General features: G+C 67.0%; 21 protein-coding genes. 11 read left to right on the plus strand and 10 right to left on the minus strand.

The genetic code is table 11. The features are described from left to right. Positions 1–38: 38 nt before the first annotated feature. From epmA to ligA, 3 genes are read right to left on the minus strand one after another with little or no spacing between them, the layout of a single operon-like run. Positions 39–995, minus strand: coding sequence for an EF-P lysine aminoacylase EpmA (gene epmA / locus K5L94_RS14495; RefSeq protein WP_053450215.1), 957 nt, complete (start codon positions 993–995; stop codon positions 39–41). Beyond that, positions 992–1,477, minus strand: a complete 486-nt coding sequence (locus K5L94_RS14500; RefSeq protein ID WP_053450216.1) for a GNAT family N-acetyltransferase — start codon at positions 1,475–1,477, stop codon at positions 992–994. The genes epmA and K5L94_RS14500 overlap by 4 nt, the downstream gene beginning before the upstream one ends. Positions 1,478–1,526: 49 nt before the next feature. Then, a complete protein-coding gene (gene ligA, locus K5L94_RS14505; protein ID WP_274512636.1) occupies positions 1,527–3,998 on the minus strand; it encodes an NAD-dependent DNA ligase LigA in 2,472 nt (823 codons plus the stop codon). 230 nt (positions 3,999–4,228) lie between these two features. On the opposite strand from ligA, the gene K5L94_RS14510 reads away from it, so the two are divergent. Then, on the plus strand, positions 4,229–5,353 hold the full coding sequence (locus tag K5L94_RS14510) for a pyridoxal phosphate-dependent aminotransferase (RefSeq protein WP_274510738.1): 1,125 nt from the start codon (positions 4,229–4,231) through the stop codon (positions 5,351–5,353). A gap of 80 nt (positions 5,354–5,433) precedes the next feature. Here K5L94_RS14510 and K5L94_RS14515 read toward each other — a convergent pair whose 3' ends face one another. The 7 genes from K5L94_RS14515 to K5L94_RS14550 all read right to left on the minus strand — a co-directional run bounded on the left by K5L94_RS14515 (position 5,434) and on the right by K5L94_RS14550 (position 12,407). Then, on the minus strand, positions 5,434–5,880 hold the full coding sequence (locus K5L94_RS14515; protein ID WP_053450219.1) for an REP-associated tyrosine transposase: 447 nt from the start codon (positions 5,878–5,880) through the stop codon (positions 5,434–5,436). A 185-nt stretch (positions 5,881–6,065) separates the two neighbouring features. Then, positions 6,066–6,803, minus strand: coding sequence for a cell division protein ZipA (zipA, locus tag K5L94_RS14525; protein ID WP_053450220.1), 738 nt, complete (start codon positions 6,801–6,803; stop codon positions 6,066–6,068). 46 nt (positions 6,804–6,849) lie between these two features. Further along, positions 6,850–10,353, minus strand: coding sequence for a chromosome segregation protein SMC (gene smc, locus K5L94_RS14530; protein ID WP_274510739.1), 3,504 nt, complete (start codon positions 10,351–10,353; stop codon positions 6,850–6,852). 259 nt (positions 10,354–10,612) lie between these two features. After that, positions 10,613–11,062, minus strand: a complete 450-nt coding sequence (gene rplI, locus K5L94_RS14535) for a 50S ribosomal protein L9 (protein ID WP_006452981.1) — start codon at positions 11,060–11,062, stop codon at positions 10,613–10,615. 105 nt (positions 11,063–11,167) lie between these two features. Continuing rightward, complete coding sequence (gene rpsR / locus K5L94_RS14540) at positions 11,168–11,398, minus strand: 30S ribosomal protein S18 (protein WP_002804494.1); 231 nt, start codon at positions 11,396–11,398, stop codon at positions 11,168–11,170. 11 nt (positions 11,399–11,409) lie between these two features. After that, on the minus strand, positions 11,410–11,847 hold the full coding sequence (rpsF, locus tag K5L94_RS14545; RefSeq protein ID WP_049445625.1) for a 30S ribosomal protein S6: 438 nt from the start codon (positions 11,845–11,847) through the stop codon (positions 11,410–11,412). Between the two features lie 221 nt (positions 11,848–12,068). Continuing rightward, complete coding sequence (locus K5L94_RS14550) at positions 12,069–12,407, minus strand: HesB/IscA family protein (protein WP_006452998.1); 339 nt, start codon at positions 12,405–12,407, stop codon at positions 12,069–12,071. Positions 12,408–12,535: 128 nt separating this feature from the next. Between K5L94_RS14550 and asnS the strand changes: the two genes are divergently transcribed. The 10 genes from asnS to K5L94_RS14600 all read left to right on the plus strand — a co-directional run bounded on the left by asnS (position 12,536) and on the right by K5L94_RS14600 (position 21,465). Further along, positions 12,536–13,930, plus strand: coding sequence for an asparagine--tRNA ligase (gene asnS, locus K5L94_RS14555; RefSeq protein ID WP_053450222.1), 1,395 nt, complete (start codon positions 12,536–12,538; stop codon positions 13,928–13,930). A gap of 33 nt (positions 13,931–13,963) precedes the next feature. Next, positions 13,964–14,263: a hypothetical protein gene (locus K5L94_RS14560; RefSeq protein ID WP_005417403.1), complete on the plus strand. Its 300-nt coding sequence runs from the start codon at positions 13,964–13,966 to the stop codon at positions 14,261–14,263. A 7-nt stretch (positions 14,264–14,270) separates the two neighbouring features. Further along, positions 14,271–14,585 carry a hypothetical protein gene (locus K5L94_RS14565; protein ID WP_271261904.1) on the plus strand — a complete coding sequence of 105 codons (315 nt, stop codon included), beginning with the start codon at positions 14,271–14,273 and terminating at the stop codon, positions 14,583–14,585. A 7-nt stretch (positions 14,586–14,592) separates the two neighbouring features. After that, positions 14,593–15,231 (plus strand): FMN-binding negative transcriptional regulator, encoded by a 639-nt coding sequence (locus tag K5L94_RS14570; protein ID WP_274510740.1) that lies wholly within the window; start codon positions 14,593–14,595, stop codon positions 15,229–15,231. Between the two features lie 72 nt (positions 15,232–15,303). Continuing rightward, positions 15,304–15,966 (plus strand): carbonate dehydratase, encoded by a 663-nt coding sequence (can, locus tag K5L94_RS14575; RefSeq protein WP_006453004.1) that lies wholly within the window; start codon positions 15,304–15,306, stop codon positions 15,964–15,966. Positions 15,967–15,985: 19 nt separating this feature from the next. Then, a complete protein-coding gene (locus K5L94_RS14580) occupies positions 15,986–16,510 on the plus strand; it encodes a 3-hydroxyanthranilate 3,4-dioxygenase (protein ID WP_164086334.1) in 525 nt (174 codons plus the stop codon). Positions 16,511–16,669: 159 nt separating this feature from the next. Further along, a complete protein-coding gene (kynU, locus tag K5L94_RS14585; protein ID WP_053450227.1) occupies positions 16,670–17,944 on the plus strand; it encodes a kynureninase in 1,275 nt (424 codons plus the stop codon). A 31-nt stretch (positions 17,945–17,975) separates the two neighbouring features. Beyond that, positions 17,976–19,343 carry an FAD-dependent oxidoreductase gene (locus K5L94_RS14590; protein WP_053511336.1) on the plus strand — a complete coding sequence of 456 codons (1,368 nt, stop codon included), beginning with the start codon at positions 17,976–17,978 and terminating at the stop codon, positions 19,341–19,343. Continuing rightward, a complete protein-coding gene (sbcB, locus tag K5L94_RS14595) occupies positions 19,343–20,782 on the plus strand; it encodes an exodeoxyribonuclease I (protein ID WP_274510741.1) in 1,440 nt (479 codons plus the stop codon). Before K5L94_RS14590 ends, sbcB begins: the two co-directional genes overlap by 1 nt. Beyond that, positions 20,779–21,465, plus strand: coding sequence for a DUF2461 domain-containing protein (locus K5L94_RS14600; protein ID WP_049458753.1), 687 nt, complete (start codon positions 20,779–20,781; stop codon positions 21,463–21,465). The genes sbcB and K5L94_RS14600 overlap by 4 nt, the downstream gene beginning before the upstream one ends. Positions 21,466–21,482 lie beyond the last annotated feature (17 nt).

Raw genomic sequence — 21,482 nt, forward strand, 5'->3', positions numbered from 1 at the left:
AATCCGTTCAGTCTTCGATGTTCAGCAAAGCGCTGCGCTCACGCATGGGCGAAGTCGTAGGCCAGCACATCGGCAATGCGTGGCGTGCGGTTCATCGCCATCAGCAGGCGGTCGACGCCGACGGCGACGCCGGCACAGGCCGGCAACGACGGCAATGCGGCCAGCAACGCTTCGTCCAGCGCCGGCTGCACTTGACCGCGCTCATGCCGACGCTGCAGGTCACGCTGGAAACGCGCACGCTGCTCGTGGGCATCGTTCAGTTCGTGATAACCGTTGGCCAGCTCCACCGGCCCCAGGTACAACTCGAAGCGTTCCGCCAGCGGCGGCGTGCCGGGGCGGATGCGGGCCAATGCTGCCTGGCTGGCGGGCCAGTCATGCACCACGGTCATCACCGCGTCATCGAAATGCGGCTGGATATGGTGGGTCATCAACAGATCCAGCCAATCATCGCGGGTCAGGCCGACCGGATCGATATGCACATCGCCCAGTGCGGCGCGCAGTGCGGCCTCATCGGCGTCGAACGGGTCCACGCCCACATGCTGCTGGAACAGCTCGCGGTAGCTCAGAACACGCAGGGATGCACTGCGCCCGACCAGGGCCAGCGCCTGGCCGACCAGCTCGGCGGTTTCCTGCACCAGCCGGTGGTGGTCCCAGCCGACCCGGTACCACTCCAGCATGGTGAACTCCGGGTTGTGGCGGCCACCGGCCTCGCCGTTGCGGAACACCCGGCCCAGCTCATAGCAGTCGCCAACACCGGCCGCCAACAGGCGCTTGAGCGGATACTCCGGCGAGGTGCGCAGCCAGCGGCGGCGGCCGCCGGCATCGACGTGGCCGGTGAAATCGGTATGGAAGCTGTCGATGTTCGGTTCGGTGTTGCCCGCCACCGACAGGATCGGCGTCTCCACCTCCAGCACATCGCGCTCGGCGAAGAAGCGACGCACCAGCGCATTGAGTGACGCGCGCTGCTGCAGCGTGCGCAGCAGGGCCGCGCTCACAGGATCCCCTCCGGACGCGGATGGTCCAGCGGCAGGGTCAGCAGGTCACGGGTGTCATCGATGTAGCCGCTGGCCAGGTACAGGCGGCGCGCCAGTTCATTGTGGTGGTTCACTTCCAGGCGCAGCCGGCTGACGCCCCGCCCGCGGGCGCGCTGTTCGCAGATGGCCAGCGCCTGCTTGCCACGGCCACGACCGCGCGCGCGATGGCTCAGGTACAGCTCGTCCAGCAGCATGAAGTGGCCGCCCTGTTCCAGGCTGAAGCCCATCGCGATCACCGCGTAGCCCACCACGTCAGCCGCCTCGTCCAACCACAGCAGCACTTCGCCGTTGCGCGGGTCGGCCAGCAGTGCATCCACGCCGCGACGCACGCGCGCATCATCGAAGTCGATCCTGTCTTCGGCATAGAACTCGCGCATCAACGCGATCAACCGTTCCTCGTCGGCGCGGGTGGCGAGGCGGAAATCCAGCGGGGCGGTCTGCATCGGTGTTCCTTTGTGTTTCAGGCCGGGCGCGAGGCACCCGGCGAAGTCATCATTCGTGTTCGGCGAGGTAGGCCAGCAGGCGGTCCTCGTCCCAGACCGGTACGCCCAGCGACTGCGCCTTGTCCAGTTTGGAGCCCGCCTCGGTACCGGCCACTACGAAGCTGGTCTTCTTCGAGACGCTGCCGGAGACCTTGGCACCGAGCGCTTCCAGGCGCTCCTTGGCGGCATCGCGGGTGAGCTGGGCCAGGGTGCCGGTCAGCACCACGGTCTGCCCGTCCAGCGGGCCGGCCACGATCTCGGCCAGCGCCGGCGCGTTGGCCAGGATCTGCTGCATCGCCTTTTCGGCCGCCAGCAGCATCACGCCATGACCTTCGGCGTCCAGCCACTGCGCCAGGCCGCGCGCGGTGTCGTCCGGCAGGCCCGCGTTGACGAACTGGCCATGTTCGGCATCCAGCACCGCCTGGGCGCCCGGCAACGCCGCCACCAGCTTCTCCGCGCGCAGGCGCGTGATTCCGGGGATTTCCGATTCAACCAGCAGCTGCGCAAGATCCAGGCCTTCGCGCAACTTTGCACTGGGCGCATGCACATCACTGATGCGCACCTGGCCGACCTGCAGCAGGTCATCGATGGCCTGCTGGTTGCCCTGCTGCTCGAAGAAGTGACCGAGCGAACGCGCCACTTCGCCGCCGATGTCCGGTACGCGCTTGAACAGTGGCCACGGCAGGTGGCGGATCAGCTCCAGATCACCGAACCACTGCGCCAACGCCTTGGCCGTACTCTCGCCCACGTGCTCGATGCCGAGCGCGAACAGCAGGCGCTCCAGCGTGGCGGCGCGGCTTGCATCGATCGCCGCGATCAGGTTGTCGGCCCACTTGGTGGCGATCTTCTTCGTGTTCCAATCGAAGCTGGCCGGCTGTACCAGCGCCTGTGCGCGCCAGCCCGGATCAGTGCCATCCAGTTTGAGCACCGCGTTGAGCACCGCACCGCTGCCTTCGGCCGGCAGGTGCAGTTTCAGCGCGGCGGCCAGTGCGGAAGGGTCTTCAGCATCCAGCACCAGCTTCAGGTGCAGCAGCTGGTCGCGGTTGAGGCGGTACAGGTCGGCCACGCTCTTGACGATGCCCGCGTCGACCAGGGTTTCAATGTACTTGTCCCCCAAACCATCGATGTCCATCGCGCGGCGCGAGGCGAAATGGGCAATGGCTTCCTTGCGCTGTGCCGGGCAGGACAGTTCGCCCGAGCAACGCCATGCTGCAGCGCCTTCCTCGCGCACGATCTCCGAACCGCACACCGGGCAGCGCGTCGGCATCTGCCATGGCGTGGTGCCCGGCGGGCGGCGGTCGAGGATGACGCTGACCACTTCCGGGATCACGTCACCGGCGCGGCGAACGATCACGCTATCGCCCACGCGCACATCCAAGCGTGCGATCTGGTCGGCGTTGTGCAGGGTGGCGTTGGACACGATCACACCGGCCACCGCCACCGGCGCCAGTCGCGCGACCGGCGTCGCGGCACCGGTGCGGCCGATCTGGATCTCGATCGCCTCCACGGTCGTGCTCTGTTCCTGCGCCGGGAACTTGTGCGCGATGGCCCAGCGCGGTGCGCGCGAGACGAAGCCCATCGCCTGCTGGCCGGCGCGGTCATCCAGCTTGTAGACCACGCCATCGATGTCGAACGGCAGGCCATCGCGGCGCTCACCGATATCGCGGTAATAGCCGAGCAGGCCGTCGGTGCCTTCCACCACCTTGCACAGCGCACTGACCGGGAAGCCCCAGGCGCCAAGCTGGGCCAGCGTGCCCGAATGGGTGTCGGGCAGTTCGCCGCCCTGCACCTCGCCGGTGCCGTAGGCGAAGAAGCTCAGCCTGCGCTGCGCGCTGATCTTCGGGTCCAGCTGGCGCAACGAACCGGCGGCGGCATTGCGCGGGTTGGCCAGCACCTTGCCACCCTGCTGGCGCGCACGTTCGTTGTAGGCCTCGAAGTCGGCGCGGGCCATGTAGACCTCGCCGCGCACCTCCAGCACGTCGGGCCAGTTCTTGCCATGCAGGCGCTTGGGGATGTCGCCGATCTCACGCAGGTTGGCAGTCACGTCCTCGCCGGTACTGCCATCGCCGCGGGTGGCGCCCAACACGAAATGACCTTCTTCGTAGCGCAGGCTGATCGCCAGGCCATCCATCTTCGGCTCGGCCGAGAACTGCAGGCTGCGACGGCCCAGGCGCTCATCGATGCGGCGCACGAAGTCGGCCACTTCCTCATCGCTGAAGGCATTGGACAGCGACAGCATCGGAACCGCGTGGCGTACTTCCGGGAAACGGCCGGAGGGACGCGCGCCAACCTGCTGGGTCGGGCTGTCGGCACGTGCCAGTTCCGGATGCTCGCGCTCCAGCGCTTCCAGCTCGCGCACCAGCCGGTCGTAGTCGACGTCGGGGATCTCCGGCGCATCCAGCTCGTGGTAGGCGCGGTTGGCCTGGGCGATCTGCCGGCGAAGGTCTTCGGCGCGTTCGGCGGGGCTGGGGCTCATCGGGATCCGGTGGTTCTGGGATGGCCGGGAATTCTACCGCGCCCGGCCGTCAGGCCCTGTAACGCCGGCGCCCTTTGTAGAGTCGAGCTTGCTCGACTGGCGCTCCCCCGCCCTGGCAGGTGCCAACCTTGGTTGGCACATCTCCAATGGAGCATGGCTCGAATCCACAACAAGCGGGCTTGCCGCCCATCACCACCAGCGTTAGCGTGCGTCGGTTGCCCTCTGGAATCCCGCCCATGACCCTGCCCGCCTCCCGTCGACGCTTCCTGCAACTGGCCGGTGCCGGCCTCGCCGTGGCAGGCGCCGGCCTGCCACATCCTGGCCAGGCACAGCCCGCCGCAGCCGCGGCAACTGCCCCTGGCGAGGGCGCCGTGCTGCTGAATTTCAACGAATGCCCCTACGGTCCCTCTCCCGCTGCGCAGCAGGCGGCGCGCGACAGCATCGCCCAGTGCGGCCGCTATCGCTTCGCGCTGGCGGGCCAGGTCCGCGACGCCTTCATCGAGCAGGCGCACATTTCCGCCGACCACGTGCGCCTGTACCCCGGCTCCAGTGAACCGCTGAACCGCGCCGCCACGTTGTGGACCGGCCCGCAGGCGGGGCTGGTGGTGGCCGACCCGACCTTCGAGACGCTGGGCGAGGTCGCTGCCGCACATGGTGCGCACGTGCAGAAGGTGCCGCTGCGCGATGACGGTGCACACGACCTGCGCGCGATGGTCGCTGCCGCGCATGCACGCCCCACCGGGCTGCTGTACGTATGCAACCCGAACAACCCGACCGGCTCGATCAGCCCAGCGGACGAGCTCGCCTGGCTGCTGGCCCACAAGCCCGCAGCCACCCGCGTGCTGGTCGACGAGGCCTACCTGCAGTACAGCGAGCAGCCGAGCCTGATCACACAGGTTGCACAGCGCGATGACCTGATCGTGCTGCGCACGTTCTCCAAGCTGTACGGCATGGCCGGCCTGCGACTGGGCGTTGCGGCGGCCCATCCCGACCGCCTGCGTGAGCTGGCCAGCCTCGGCGACAACCCGTTGCCGGTGCCCGCACTGGCGGCGGCACTGGCCAGCCTTCGCGACCCGCAACTGATCGCGCAGCGACGACTGCAGAATGCGAAGGCACGACAGACCACCCTTGCATGGCTGGGCAAGCGCGGCTTCAGCTGCCTGCCCTCGGAGGCAAACTGCTTCGTGGTCGATGTCCAGCGCGACGGTGGCGCATTCGCCAAGGCCATGGCCGAGAACGGCGTGGTGATCGGGCGCAGCTGGCCGATCTGGCCGCAGCGCGTGCGCGTCACCGTGGGCACCGAAGAGGAGATGGCGGCATTCCGCCAAGCGTTCGCGAAGGTGGCCGGCGTACCGGCATAACCCCGCCGGGTGGGTGCCGACCGTTGGTCGGCACGCCAGACAGGGCCATTTGTAGAGTCGAGCCATGCTCGACTCATACCCTACGGGGCCCGATCAAACCATCGGCACCACGCAAACGGGTACTCGCCCAACTGTTCCGCCAGGCCCGCACGGACAGGGTTGGCGGCAATGTACAGTGCTTGACTCCGCAGGGACTCATCACATCGCACAGCGTGGTCGTAATACCCCCGCTGCCAAAGTGGCCCGTCGGTTCCTGACAACCTACTGCACCGGGATTTCATGATCTGCACCGAAGCAGCAAGCGTTCCTCCGCGAAGCTGCATCAACCAATGAATGTGGTCCGGCATGACCACCCAAGCGAGGTTGATACATCGGCCCTCCTGCTGGAGGCGCTGCAGCGTCGCCACCGCGAGTGCCACCAGATCGGCGTCATCGAAGAATCGCTGACGGCGGTGAGTGATCGTGGTGATCGCGTAGACATTCCGGGATTGCGACCAACGACCTTTCAGGAGACGTGGGCTGGGCATGCCTGAGCATTACCGGACCGGGTCCGGTCGGGTATCGCTTGAATGCGGTCAGATGTGTAGGGAAGGCCCCAGTCGAGCATGGCTCGACTCTACACAACGCCATCCGCGCATGGCGTGGATCTACCCGGGGATACCGAACAACGACCGACGGTGGGTGCCGACCGTTGGCCGGCACGCCATGGCGCTTACCAGCGCGGCGTCTTGGTCAGCGGCGGTGCCTGGTGCTGGCGGTCGTAGGCGCGCAGTTCGTCGCGGATGTGCGCGATGCGCTGGCGGCCCAGGGCATTGCGGCTGTCATCCAGCACCACGCCATCCAGCAGTTCGGCCATCCGCTGCACGGTCGGCAGCATCTTCTCCCAGGCGTCCAGCGCGGTCAGCGGCGCGGGCAGGGTCAGGAAGAAGGCGATCGCCGGGGTTTCCATGGCGCGGATATTGGCCATGTCGAAGCTGCCCGGTTTCATGATGCTGGCCATCGAGAAGATCGGGCCGCGCTCGGGATGGGCCTCCACCAGGCGGTGGAAGACATTCATGTGGCCAAACACCAGGCCGGTCTTTTCGGCCGCGACCACGATGTCCTCGCCGCGCAGCTGCTCGCCGGCGCGGGCGGCCACGAACAACGAGACGATCTTGTCGAAGTCCTGGGTGGCGCGCTTGCCGAGATCGCTGGCCCCGGCGTCGGTGTCGGCCAGGCCGAGTTCGGCCTGCTCGCCTTCGCCGCCCATGCCCGGTTCGACCCGGCCATCGGCCACGGCGACGCCATCCTCGCCCAGCACCGGCTCGCGGCGCTCGCCACTGCTTGGCTCCGCGCTTTCCACGCGGCGCCCCTGGGGCTTCTTCTTCGGACGGCCAAACAGGAAGATCGCGGCGATCAACAGCAGGCCGGCGGCCAGGATGCCGATGCGCAACAGTGCCGTGTCGGACATTCGATAGGTTCTCCGGCTAGTTCATTCAGGTAACTAGGATGGCACGTCAGGCCGCGCCCGCCAATCGCGCGGCTTCTTCCAGGTCCACGCTGACCAGGCGGCTGACGCCCGGCTCGCGCATGGTCACGCCCGACAGCTGGTGGGCGGCTTCCATCGTGGCCTTGTTGTGGCTGACGAACAGGAACTGCACCTTCTCGCTCATTTCCTTCACCATGTTGGCCAGGCGGCCGACGTTGGCTTCGTCCAGCGGCGCGTCCACCTCGTCCAGCAGGCAGAACGGCGCCGGGTTCAGCTGGAAGATGGCAAACACCAGCGCCACCGCAGTCATCGCCTTCTCGCCACCGGACAGCAGCGAGATGCTGGAGACACGCTTGCCCGGCGGACGCGCCATGATGGTCACACCGGTGTCGAGCAGGTCTTCACCGGTCAGCTCCAGGTAGGCATGGCCGCCACCGAACAGGCGCGGATACAGCGCCTGCACGCCTGCGTTGACGCGGTCGAAGGTGTCCTTGAAACGGCCACGGGTCTCGCGGTCGATCTTGCGGATGGCGTCCTCCAGGGTCTCCAGCGCGGTGGTCAGGTCCACATGCTGCGCATCCAGGTACTCCGAGCGCTGCGAGGCCTCGCCGTACTCGTGGATGGCCGCCAGGTTGACCGGCTCCAGCCGGCGCATGCGGCCGTCGATCTGGTGCACGGCCTGCTCCCAGTCGCCCAGGCGGGCGTCTTCGGGCAGTGCATTGAGTACGTCCTGCAGCACGAAACCGGCCTTTTCCACCGCGCCCTGCAGGGTGTCCGCGCTGAGCACCAGCGCCTGCTGGTCCAGCTTGCGCTGTGAAATACGCTCGCGCTGGGCCAGCGCCTGCTCGTCGCGCTGATGACGGGTCTGCTCGTAGTTGCGCAGCTCGGCGTCGATGCCATCGAGCAGCGTGCGCGCCTCGGTCAGCACGCGGTCGGCACGCACCCGTTCTTCCAGTGCGTTCTGGTGCTCGGCCTGCAGCGATTCGACCGGCGAATCACCTTCATCCAGCTGCGAGTGCAGTTCACCCAGGCGCGAATCCAGCTGCCCGCGCTGGGTACCCATGCGCTCCAGGGCCTGGCTCAGTGACGCCAGCTGCGCACGCTGCGATTCCAGGGTGAGCGCCAGCGAATGCGAGCGTTCGCGCACCGCACGCGCAGCATCACGGGCGAGGTCGCGCGCCTCGGTCAGCTGGCGGCGTTCGCCCTCCAAGCGCTGCCGGGTTGATTCCAGATCACCCATGCTGCTGACCGCATTCTCCAACCGCGAGCGCGCTTCACGCGCCTGCTCATTGTTGGCTTCCAGCGTTTCCTGCAGCTGCTTCAGTTCACCTTCGATGCGGTCGATGCGGGTACGAGCGGCTTCCACCTTGCCCTGCTGGCCCTGCAGCTGGCCGGCAAGCTCGGAGACCGCACGATGGGCCTGGTACAACGTGCGCTGCGCGTCTTCGCGCTGCTGCTCGGCGGCCTGCAACTGTTCGCGGAAGCCAGCCAGCTGCTCTTCCAGCTCAGCCTCGCGCTCCTGCAACTGTTCGATCTGCTCGCGCAGTTCATTGATCTCACGTTCGCGCAGCAATGCGCCCTGCTGGGCCGCACCCGAGCGCGAAACGCGCAGCCAGCCCTGGCCCAGGCGCTCGCCGCCCTGGGTGATGACCGAATCGCCTTCGGGCAGGCTGGCCTGCAGCGTCTTCGCCTCGGCCAGATCACGTGCACCGTGCAGGTGCGCCAGCAGGCGACGGATCGCGGCCGGGCCACGCACGCGTGCCGCCAGCGAGGTCGGGGCAACCTTCAGGTCCGCATCATCGTCGGCAACCAGCGCGATGTGACCTTCGCCCAGCTCACCCAGCGCATCGACCAGCCCGGCCGGGTCATCGACCAGCACGCCTTCGATCAACTGGCCGAGCGCACTTTCGACCGCATTTTCCCAACCAGCATCGACATCCAGGCGTTCGCCGACACGCGCCGCCGAATCCAGTCCATGCGCCTTCAGCCAGGCCACGGCAGCGCCCTGCTCCTGGCCGAGCGCGGCCTGCTGCAGGGTTTCCAGCGATGCCAGGCGGCCGCGCAGTCCATTGGCCTGCTTGCGCAGTTCGGCCAGTTCGTTCTGGCCGTTGCGCTGCTGCTCCTGCACGGCTGCCACGCCCTGCTTGCGGTGTTCCACCTCTTCGCCCAGTTCGTCTAGCGCGGTCTTCTGCGTGTCGTGCTGCAGATGCAGCTGCTCGAAGGCTTCTTCCAACGCGTCCACGTCCAGCCCGGCGCGCTCGGCGGCCAGTGCTTCGCGGCGTCGGTCGGCGTCGAGGACCTGCTTGTCCAGGTAGTCCACGCGGGTGCGCTCGACATCGCCGGCACGCGAGGCTTCCGAACTCTGCGAGGTATGCTGTTCCCAGCGCTGCTGCCAGCTGGCCAGCCGCTCCTCGGCCTCGCGCAGGCTTTCCTGCTTGATCTCGTTCTCTTCCTGCAGCTCCTCCAGCTGCGGGGTGGCAGCCTCCACCGCCTCGCGCAGCACCATCAGCTTGGCCTCGTCGCCGCTGATGTGCTGGCCCAGTTCGGCCAGCGCCTGGCGGGTCTCGTCGCGGGCCTTGTGCAGGCGCTGCGACAGCTCGCGCTGGTGCTGGATCTGCTGCTCCAGGCGCGCCAGCGTGCTGCCGACCTGGTAGACCGCGGCCTGCGCGGTATTGAGCGCATCGGCGGCCTCTTCGCGACGCACGCGCGAGGTCTCGATGCGGGCCTCGGCATCGCGCTGGTCGGCGATCAGCTGCTGCAGCTTGGTCTCTTCCTGTGACAGCCCTTCGCGCAGCTTGGACAGACGGCCGTCGAGCCCACGGAATTCCAGGGCCTTCCACTCGGCGTCCTTGACCCGGCGCTCTTCCTGCAGGGCCTGGTACTGCTCGGCCTGCCGGGCCTGGCGCTTGAGGTGCTCCAGCTGCTTGCTGATCTCGTCGCGCAGGTCGCCCAGCCGGTCCAGGTTCTCGCGGGTGTGGCGGATGCGGGTCTCGGTCTCCTTGCGGCGCTCCTTGTACTTGGAGATACCGGCCGCCTCTTCCAGGTACACGCGCAGGTCTTCCGGGCGCGCCTCGATGATCTGGCTGATCATGCCCTGCTCGATGATCGAGTAGCTGCGCGGGCCCAGGCCGGTACCGAGGAACAGGTCGGTAATGTCGCGGCGACGGCACTTGGTGCCGTTGAGATAGTAGTTGCTGGTGCCGTCGCGGCTGACCGTGCGCTTGACCGAGATTTCGTTGAACGAGGCGTATTCGCCGGAAATCGTATGGTCGGAGTTGTCGAAGATCAGCTCGACGGTGGCCTGCGAGACCGGCTTGCGGGCGTTGGAGCCGGAGAAGATCACGTCGGTCAGCGAGTCGCCGCGCAGGCGGCTGGCCGAACTTTCGCCCATGACCCAGCGCACGGCGTCGATGATGTTCGACTTGCCGCAGCCATTGGGCCCCACCACGCCGGTCATGTTGGTCGGCAGGTGCAGGGTGGTCGGATCGACGAACGACTTGAAGCCGGACAGCTTGATCGTGGAAAGACGCATAGGGGTTCCGGACTGGGGCCGGCAAGCGGCCTGCGTTTACCCTCCAAGTCATTGATCCTGTTGGGATCGATGCCCGTGGAACGGGTGTGACGCCCTGAGTATACCGATGTGGCCGTGTTCTACGAATGGGCGTGGAACATTGCCCGGCCCCGCCTCGCCGGCGGGACAGGGCTCAACACCACGAAAGCGGGCCACAAAACAAAACGGGCACCCTTGCGGGTGCCCGTTCTGCGGTGATTCCAGGCCTTGCGGCGTGGGATCAGGCTTCGGCGACGACGACGACCTTGACGGTGGTCTCGACGTCGGCGTGCAGGTGGACCAGCACGTCGTATTCGCCGATGTTGCGGAAGGCGCCTTCGCCCAGGATGACTTCGCTCTTGCTGACCGGCAGGCCGGCAGCGGTGAAGGCATCGGCGATTTCACGGGCGCCGACCGAGCCGTACAGCTTGCCTTCGGTCGAAGCGTTGGCGGCGATGGTCACGCTCGCGCCTTCCAGCTTGGCCTTGCGGGCGTCAGCGTCGGCGTGGATGGCCTGGGCCTTGGCTTCGTACTCGGCGCGCTTGGCTTCGAACTCGGCCTTGTTGCTCTCGGTGGCCGGAACGGCCTTGCCCTGCGGCACGAGGAAGTTACGGCCGTAGCCCGGCTTCACGTCGACCAGGTCGCCCAGGTTGCCGAGGTTGGTGACTTTCTGCAGGAGGATCAGCTGCATGGTATTGCTCCAGATGAGTTATTCGTTAGCGAGGCGACGCCCCGCAACAAAGGCTGTCCGAATAGCTGGCACAGCGGGGGCGGCACCGGGCCGCCCCGCCGGGCATCAGACGTCGTGGTTGTCGGTGTACGGGATCAGGGCCAGGAAGCGAGCGCGCTTGACGGCGGTCGCCAGCTGGCGCTGGTACTTCGACTTGGTACCGGTGACGCGGCTCGGCACGATCTTGCCGTTCTCGGTCAGGTACTGGCGCAGGGTGTTGAGATCCTTGTAGTCGATCTCCTTCACACCTTCAGCCGTGAACTTGCAGAACTTGCGGCGACGGAAGAACTTGGACATGGGAAGGCTCCTTAGGCGGCGGAAGCGGCGTCGTCGCCGGCTTCGTTGTCAGCGGTGGTGGTGGACTCGCCTTCTTCGTCGTCACGACGACGGCGCTCACCGCGCTCCGGCTTGTCACCCTTCTCGTCCTTGCTCTTCATGATCAGCGACTGCTCGGTGTCAGCCTCGTCACGCTTGATGACCAGGTTGCGCAGCACGGCGTCGTTGAAGCGGAAGCTTTCGGTCAGCTCGTTCAGCACGGCCTGGTCGGCTTCGATGTTCAGCAGCACGTAGTGCGCCTTCACCAGGTTCTGGATCGGGTACGCCAGCTGGCGGCGGCCCCAGTCTTCCAGGCGGTGGATGGTGCCGTTACCGTTCTCGACCAGCGACTTGTAGCGCTCGATCATGGCCGGGACCTGCTCGCTCTGGTCCGGGTGGACCATGAACACGATTTCGTAATGACGACTCATGTTTTTTTCTACCTTTCGGATGTGGCCTTGCGGCCGGACAGCCCCCCGCCGTTGAGACCGCGGTGGGGCAAGGATTCCCGCCAGGAAGGCAGGAAGCCGCGCATTATGGCGCAGATGGGGGTGCCGGGCAACCGGCGGGCCATAGGGCAACCTGAACCCGGGAGCAGCCCCATGCCAACCCAGGTTGGCCGTTACCAGAGCGATCAGGCTCCGGCCGGCCCTCAGGCCTTGTCGGCGTCGGTGGTGAAGCTCTCGCCGCAGCCACACTCGGCGGTGGCGTTCGGGTTGCTGAACGTGAAGGTCTCGCTCAGGCCGTGCTTGCCGAAGTCGATCACCGTGCCGTCCACCAGCGCCAGGCTCTTGGCATCGACGTAGATCTTCACGCCGTCCTGGTCGAACACGGTATCGCCCTCGCGCTCGTCGCGGGCCAGGTCGGTGACGTGGCCCCAGCCGGAACAGCCGGTCTTGGTCACGCCGAAACGCAGGCCCAGCGCGCCGGGGGTCTGGGCGACGAAGCGCTGCACGCGCTCGAAGGCAATGGGGGTCAGGCTGACGGCCATGGGGCTACTCCAGAGGTACGGGGACATTATAAGGAGCCGTTGCCGCGAAAAATGCCTCGCAAGCGGAACACTGCAACCGGTAAACTCCCGTGTTCACAGATCGAGTCGATCAGCAGAGGATTCAAGTCATGACGGTGGTCAGCGTTGAACATGCGCTTGCCGGGAAGATCCCGGAAGGCGGCGAAGTCACGGTACGCGGATGGGTGCGCACGGTGCGCGGTTCAGCGAATCTGGCCTTCGTGAATGTAAGCGACGGCTCCTGCTTCGCCCCGATCCAGGTCGTGGCCAACGACACCCTGGCCAACTTCGACGAGATCAAGCGCCTGACCAGCGGCTGCTCGGTCATCGCCACCGGCACCCTGGTGAAGTCGCAGGGCAAGGGCCAGTCGTTCGAGATCCAGGCCAGCGCGCTGGAAGTGGTCGGCTGGGTCGAAGACCCGCTCACCTACCCGATCCAGCCCAAGCCGATGTCGCCGGAGTTCCTGCGTGAAGTGGCGCACCTGCGCCCGCGCACCAACCTGTTCGGCGCGGTCACCCGCATCCGCAACTGCCTGGCCCAGGCCGTGCACCGCTTCTTCCACGAGAACGGCTTCAACTGGATCAGCACGCCGATCATCACCACCTCCGACGCCGAAGGCGCCGGCCAGATGTTCCGCGTGTCCACCCTGGACATGGTGAACCTGCCGCGTGACGAGAAGGGCGCGATCGATTTCAGCCGCGACTTCTTCGGCAAGGAAACCTTCCTGACCGTGTCCGGCCAGCTGAACGTCGAGGCTTACTGCCTGGCGCTGAGCAAGGTCTACACCTTCGGCCCGACCTTCCGCGCCGAGAACAGCCACACCACCCGCCACCTGGCGGAGTTCTGGATGATCGAGCCGGAAATCGCCTTCGCCGACCTGGCCGAAGATGCACGCCTGGCCGAAGAGTTCCTGAAGTACCTGTTCCGCGCCGTGCTGAACGAGCGCAGCGACGACCTGGCCTTCATCGCCGAGCGCGTGGACAAGAACGCGATCACCAAGCTGGAAGACTTCATCAACGCACCGTTCGAACGCATCGACTACACCGATGCGGTCAGCCTGCTGCAGAAGTCCGGCAAGAAGTTCGACTTCCCGGTCGAATGGGGCCTGGACCTGCAGACCGAGCACGAGCGCTGGCTGACCGAGGAACACGTCGGCCGCCCGGTGGTGGTGACCAACTATCCGGAGCACATCAAGGCCTTCTACATGCGCCTGAACGATGACGGCAGGACCGTCGCCGCGATGGACGTGCTGGCCCCCGGCATCGGCGAGATCATCGGTGGCAGCCAGCGCGAAGAGCGCCTGGACGTGCTGGACGCGCGCATGGCCCAGTTCGGCCTGGACCGCGAGCACTACAGCTGGTACCGCGATTTCCGTCGCTACGGCTCGGTGCCGCACGCCGGCTTCGGCCTCGGCTTCGAGCGCCTGGTGGTGTACGTCTGCGGCCTGTCCAACATCCGCGATGCGATCCCCTACCCGCGCGCCCCGGGCAGCGCGGACTTCTAAGCCACTTCACACGACCACGGAGGTACTGCCCCCATGACCCTGTTCTTCGCCCTCTGTTTCGTCGGCGTTGCAGTGGCCGGGTTCAGTGCCTTCGTGATCTTCTGGCCACTGACCCTGGTGCACGTGCGCGATCGCCATCCGGCGCTCGCCGAGCGCTTCGGCAGTGGCGCCTTCCTCAAGCCCGATGCCCTGGCCTGGCTGCTGCGCCGCGACTATCGCCAGCAACCGGACCGCTCGTTGTCCGGGCTGGCGACCCCGGCCTGGGTATCGCTGCTGACCCTGCTGGCCGGACTGGGCATGGCCGCCCTGCTCTGGCTGGCCTCGCTCTGGTAACACATCCATGAATGACATCACCGCCTCGCGCGACAGCTGGTGGCTGGCCAGCCTCGGCAACACCCTGATCTGGGCACGCCTGCGCGTGCGCCCGGCCGGCACCGCCGAAGTGCTCGACAGCGATGGCAACACGCTGAGCTATGACAGCGAAGACACCGCCCGTTCGCAGCTGTTCGATGCCGAGTTCGTCGAGTACGACGGCCTGGACGAGGAAGACGCACTGGTGCGTGGCTTCAGCCTGCATGAAGTGCAGCCGCCGCACGCCGACAGCGATGAAGGCCTGCGGGGACGCATGATCCAGTCGCTGGGCGGGCGCGCCTGACCCGCGCATGTTCACCCCGCGCGCCTTCGCCGAGACCGACCTGCTCTGGCTGGACCGCCTGCTGGCGCGCGACCCGTTCGTGACCCTGCTCACCCTGGGCAGCGACGGCCTGCCGGAGCTGACCCGGATGCCGGTGCTGTACCGGCGTGATGGCGAGCGTATCGAGCTGCGCGGGCACTGGGCCCGTACCAACCCGCAGTCGCGCCACGGTGGCGCGGCCAAGGTGCTGGTCGATGGCCCACATGGCTACGTCTCGGCCAGCTGGTACCCGGACAAGGAGCCCGCCGCGCGGGTGCCCACCTGGAACTACGCTGCGGCAGAACTGCGCGGCCAGCTGCATACCTTCGACGATACCGCTGCACTGGCCGAGCTGGTCGGCGCGATCAGCGACCGCTTCGAAGCCAGCGTCGGCCAGGCCTGGCAGTTCGATGCCGCGCGCACCGAACATGGCCCGGAGCTGCGCGCCATCATCGGCTTCCGCTTCCAGGTTGAACACGTGCAGCTGAAGCTGAAACTCAGCCAGAACCATCCGGAGGCCAACCAGCAGGCGGTGATTGCCGCACTGGACGCGCTGGCCACCCCACCTTCCCAGGAACTGGCGCAGTGGATGCGCTGGCACCGCGAACAGGCCGCCCGCAGCGACTGAACGCAACCGCTTCCCGCGACGACGCAGCCAGAGGGTTGCGGCGAGCCCTCACCCGACGCCAGGGACCCGAACATGAAAGACATCCACAAGCTGCTGCAGAACAACCGCGACTGGGCCGACCGCATCGAGAAGGAAGACCCCGAGTTCTTCCACCAGCTGGCCAAGCAGCAGCACCCGGAATACCTGTGGATCGGCTGTTCCGATTCGCGCGTGCCGGCCAATCAGATCATCGGCATGGCCCCGGGTGAAGTGTTCGTGCACCGCAACGTGGCCAACGTGGTCGCGCACACCGACCTGAACTGCCTGAGCGTGGTGCAGTACGCGGTGGACCAGCTGAAGGTGAAGCACATCCTGATTGTCGGCCATTACGGCTGCGGTGGCGTGCACGCCTGCCTGCACAACACCCGCGTCGGCCTGGCCGACAACTGGCTGCGCCACGTCGGTGACGTGATGCAGAAGCACACCGCGATCATCGACGCCATCGAGACCGACGAACTCAAGCATGCCCGCCTGTGCGAGCTGAACGTGATCGAGCAGGTCGCCAACCTGTGCCGCTCGACCATCGTGCAGGATGCCTGGGCCCGTGGCCAGAAGCTGATGGTGCACGGCTGGGTCTACAGCCTGAAGGACGGCCGTGTGCGCGAAATGGGCATCGACGTCGGCGCGCCGGAAGAGCTGCAGCCCGCCTACGAAAAGGCGCTGTCCTACGTGCCGCGCAAGGGCAAGCGCGACTGACCTCCAAGGGAAACCGATCATGCTCGCTTCGCCGATCAACCTGCACGCCTGGATTGAAGAACACCGCCACCTGCTGAAGCCGCCGGTGGGCAACAAGATGATCGACAACGGCGATTTCATCGTGATGGTGGTCGGCGGGCCGAACTCGCGCACCGATTACCACTACGACGAAGGCCCGGAGTGGTTCTACCAGCTGGAGGGCGAGATGGTGCTGAAGGTGCAGGAGGATGGCGCGGTGCGCGACATTCCGATCCGCGCCGGCGAGATCTTCCTGCTGCCGGGAAAGGTGCCGCACTCGCCACGGCGCCCGCCCGGCGGTGTCGGCCTGGTAGTCGAGCGCAAGCGCCTGCCGCATGAGCTGGACGGCGTGATCTGGCACTGCGAGCGCTGCAATCACAAGCTGCACGAAGAGTTCTTCCCGCTGCAGAACATCGAAACCGACCTGCCCAAGGTCTTCGCGCGCTACCACTCCAGCCTGGAGCTGCGTACCTGCAGCGCCTGCGGGCATGTGGACCCGCTGCCGGCACCGGCGGCCGCTGGTTGACCATCCGCCGTTGTAGAGCCGAGCCTACGCTCGGCTGGAGGGGCGCGAGCCGAGCGTAGGCTCGGCTCTACAGGTTGGGCGACATGCACGTCTCCCCGCCACCGGCTACGCCGCCCCAGGCGGTACACTGGCCGTCCCGTTGCAGCCTGTTGCCTGCCCATGTCCGACCTGCTCAGCCGCACCCACGCCATTGCCCTGGACGCCGCCGATCCGCTGCGTCCGCTGCGCAACGAATTCCTGATTCCGCGCCATGGTGGCGGCGAGCAGACCTACTTTGTCGGCAACTCGCTGGGCCTGCAGCCGCGCGGCGCACAAGCAGCCGTGCAGGAAGTGATGAAGCAGTGGGGCGAGCTGGCCGTGGAAGGCCACTTCACCGGCCCGACGCAGTGGCTGTCCTACCACCGCCTGGTGAGCGCACAACTGGCCCGCGTGGTCGGTGCGCTGCCCAGCGAAGTGGTGGCGATGAACACCCTGAGCGTGAACCTGCACCTGATGATGGTCAGCTTCTACCGGCCGACCACGCAGCGCCCGGTGATCCTGATGGAAGCCGGCGCGTTCCCCACCGATCGCCACGCCGTGGAAGCGCAGATCCGCTTCCATGGCTTCGACCCCGCCGAGTGCCTGGTGGAAGTGCAGCCGGATGAAGCCAATGGCACGATCTCGCTCACGGCGATCGAGCGTGCCATCACCGAGCATGGCCCACGCCTGGCGCTGGTGCTGTGGCCCGGCGTGCAGTACCGCACCGGCCAGGCCTTCGACCTCGATGCGATCACCCGCGCCACGCGCCTGCAGGGTGCGCGGATCGGCTTCGATCTTGCGCACTCGGTCGGCAACCTGCCGCTGCGCCTGCATGACGTCGCACCCGATTTCGCCGTGTGGTGCCACTACAAGTACCTCAACAGCGGACCGGGCGCAGTGGCCGGCGCGTTCGTGCATGAGCGGCACCATCGCGACAGCACACTGCCACGCTTCGCTGGCTGGTGGGGCCATGAGGAAGCCACCCGCTTCCAGATGGCGCCGCAGTTCATCCCGGCCACGGGTGCCGAGGGCTGGCAGCTGAGCAATCCGCCGATCCTCGGCCTGGCACCGCTGCGTGCGTCGCTGGACCTGTTCGAGCGCGCCGGCATGGACGCCCTGCGCAGCAAATCGGTGGCGCTGACCGGCATGCTCGAAGCGCTGGTGCGCGCGCGCCTGTCGAGCGTTCTGGACATCATCACCCCGGCCGAACCGCAACGCCGTGGCTGCCAGTTGTCGCTGCGCGTGATCGGTGGCCGCGAGCGCGGCCGCGCACTGTTCGAGCACCTGCGCGGCATCGGCGTGCTCGGCGACTGGCGCGAACCGGACGTGATCCGGATTTCGCCCACCCCGCTCTACAACCGCTACCTGGACGTGCACCATTTCGTCGAGGAAGTGGAAGCCTGGGCTGGCCTCTGAGCCCGCCCCTTCCCTACTGCTGGACAGTTCGTTGATCGCACATGCCTCCCGCTCGTTGAGCATCATCGGTGCCGGCCTCGCCGGTTCTCTGCTGGCCATCCTGCTGTCACGCCAGGGCTGGCGCATCACCCTGTACGAGCGCCGCGGCGATCCGCGCGTGGCCGACTATGAAAGCGGCCGTTCGATCAACCTGGCGTTGGCCGAGCGCGGGCGCAACGCGCTGCGCCAGGCGGGCGTGGAAGACGAGGTGATGGCGCGCGCGGTGATGATGCGCGGGCGCATGGTGCATCCGCGCGAGGGCGAACCGCAGCTGCAGCGCTACGGCCGCGACGACAGCGAGGTGATCTGGTCGATCCATCGCAGCGACCTGAACACCACGCTGCTGGAACTGGCCGAACAGGCTGGCGCGACCGTGCACTTCCATCGCCGCCTGCACACCGTCGATTTCGACGCAGGCTACGCGCGTTTCATCGATGACCGCGACGACAGCCCGCACGACATCCGCTTCGACACCCTGATCGGTGCCGACGGCGCCGGATCGGCCCTGCGCGCAGCGATGAACCGGCGCGCGCCGCTGGGCGAGGACATCGCCTTCCTCGACCATTCCTACAAGGAGCTGGAGATCCCGCCGGCCGCCGACGGCAGCTTCCGCATCGAGCGCAATGCACTGCACATCTGGCCACGTGGCCACTACATGTGCATCGCCCTGCCCAACCACGAAGGCACTTTCACTGTCACCCTGTTCCTGCCGAACCAGGGCGATCCCAGCTTTGCCACCGTCAACACCGGCGCGCAGGCAGAGGCGCTGTTCGCGCGCGAGTTCGCCGACACCCTGCCGTTGATCCCGAACCTGCGTGCGGACTGGGAACAGCATCCACCCGGCCTGCTCGGTACGCTCACCTTGGAGCGTTGGCACCAGGGCGGCCGCGCCGTGCTGATCGGCGACGCCGCGCATGCGATGGTGCCATTCCATGGCCAGGGCATGAACTGCGCGTTCGAGGACTGCGTGGCGCTGGCCCGCCACCTGATGGAAGCGGATGATCTGCAAGGTGCGTTCGCCGCGTTCGAGGCCGAGCGCAAGCCGAACGCGCGCGCCATCCAGCAGATGGCGCTGGAAAACTACCTGGAAATGCGTGACCGCGTGGCCGACCCGGCCTTCCTGCTGCAGCGCGAACTGGAGCAGGAACTGCAGCGGCGCTGGCCGACCCGCTTCGTGCCGCATTACACGATGGTCACCTTCCTGCACACGCCCTACGCCGAAGCGCTGCGCCGCACCGAGTTGCAGCGCGACATGCTGGTGGCCGCCACCGCCGGCCACGATTCATTGGACAACATCGACTGGGCCGCGCTGGAAACACGGATCCACGCGCAGTTGCCGGTCCTGGAGGGCGCGCACTGATGGCCGACAGCTTCCTGTTCTACGACCTGGAAACCTTCGGCCAGGATCCGCGCCGCACGCGCATCTCGCAGTACGCGGCGATCCGCACCGACGCTGACCTCAACGAGATTGAAACGCCGGTCAGCTTCTTCGTGCGCCCGGCCGACGACCTGCTGCCCTCACCGATGGCGACGCTGGTCACCGGCATCACGCCGCAGCAGGCCATGGCCGAAGGCATCAGCGAAGCGGAGGCTTTCGACCGCATCAACGAACAGCTGTCACGCCCCGGCACCTGCGCACTGGGCTACAACACGCTGCGCTTCGACGACGAGTTCATCCGCTACGGCCTGTTCCGCAATTTCCATGACCCGTACGAACGCGAGTGGCGCAACGGCAATTCGCGCTGGGACCTGCTGGACATGCTGCGGCTGATGCGCGCCATGCGCCCGGACGGCATCCAGTGGCCGCTGCGCGAAGACGGCGCCACCTCGTTCAAGCTCGAACACCTGGCCGAAGCCAACAACGTGCGCGAAGGCGATGCGCACGAAGCACTGTCCGACGTGCGCGCCACCATCGGCATGGCGCGCCTGTTCAAGCAGTCGCAGCCGCGCCTGTGGGAGTACGCGCTGAAGCTTCGCGACAAGCGTTTCGTCGGTGGCCTGCTGGACATCGCCGCGTTGAAACCGGTGCTGCACGTCTCGATGCGCTACCCGGCCAGCCGCCTGTGCGCGGCGCCGGTGCTGCCGCTGGCGGTGCACCCGACCATCAACAACCGGGTGATCGTGTTCGACCTCGATGGCGACATCGACGACCTGCTGGAACTACCGGCCGAAGTGATCGCGCAGCGCCTGTACATGCGTGCCAGCGAGCTGCCCGAAGGCGTGGCGCGGGTGCCGCTGAAGGAGGTGCACCTGAACAAAGTGCCGGCACTGATCGCCTGGAACCACCTGCGCGCCGACGACCATGAACGCCTGGGCCTGGACGTGGCGGCCATCGAGGCCAAGGTCGAACGGCTGCGTCCTTTCGCCGCGCAGCTGGCCGAAAAGGCACGCCAGGTCTACAACCAGCCCCGCGCCGCCACCGTGGCCGACGTCGACGCCTCGCTGTACGACGGCTTCCTCGGCAACGGCGACAAGCCATTGCTTGCCCTGGCGCGCACCACCGCACCGGAACAGCTGGCCGAGCTGGAAGGCCGTTTCCGCGACCCGCGCCTGCCCGAGCTGCTGTTCCGCTACCGTGCGCGCAACCATCCCGGCAGCCTCGCGCCGGCTGAACGCCAGCGCTGGCAGGATTACCGCCGCCAGCGCCTGCTCGGAGACGGCGGCCTGGGTGAACTCAACCTGCCCCAGTACCAGCAGCAGCTTGATGCACTGGCCGCCGATGCACCCGACGATGCGCGGCGCCAGGCCCTGCTGCAATCGCTGCGCGACTGGGGCCAGCATCTGCAGGAGACGTTGTGAGTACCTATTTCTCGGACGCCAGCTTCAGGTTCCTGCGCAGCCTGGCGCGGCATAACGAAAAGGCATGGTTCAACGACCACCGCCAGCAGTACGAAGACCACGTGCGGCAGCCGTTCCTGCGCCTGCTCGGCGACCTGCAGCCGGCGTTGGCCGAGGTCAGCGACCATTTCCGCGCCGATACCCGCGGCGTCGGTGGCTCGCTGTTCCGCATCCATCGCGACGCGCGTTTTTCCAACGACAAATCGCCCTACAAGACCTGGCAAGGTGCGCGGCTGTTCCATGAGCGTCGCCGCGAAGTGGCCGCGCCCTCGTTCTACGTGCACCTGCAGCCGGGCGAAAGCTTCGTCGGCGCCGGCCTGTGGCATCCGGAGCCTGAAACCCAGCGTCGCGTGCGCCACTTCATCCTCGACAACCCGGGCAGCTGGAAGGCCGCCGCGCATGCGCCCGCGCTGCGCAAGCGCTTCGACTTCGAGGAAAGCGAGAAGCTGGTGCGGCCGCCGCGCGGTTTCCCGGCTGATTTCGAGTTCATCGACGACCTCAAGCACCGCAACTGGGTGATGTGGCGCTCGCTGGACGACGCCACCATGACCGGCCCGCGCCTGCTGTCCACGCTGGGCAAGGATCTGGCGGCACTCGGCCCGTTCGTCGACTACCTGTGCGCCGCGCTAGACCTGGAGTTCTGAGCCACATCACCCGCCAT

Origin of the sequence: Stenotrophomonas forensis, assembly GCF_028752115.1 — a bacterium.
Classification (GTDB): domain Bacteria; phylum Pseudomonadota; class Gammaproteobacteria; order Xanthomonadales; family Xanthomonadaceae; genus Stenotrophomonas; species Stenotrophomonas forensis.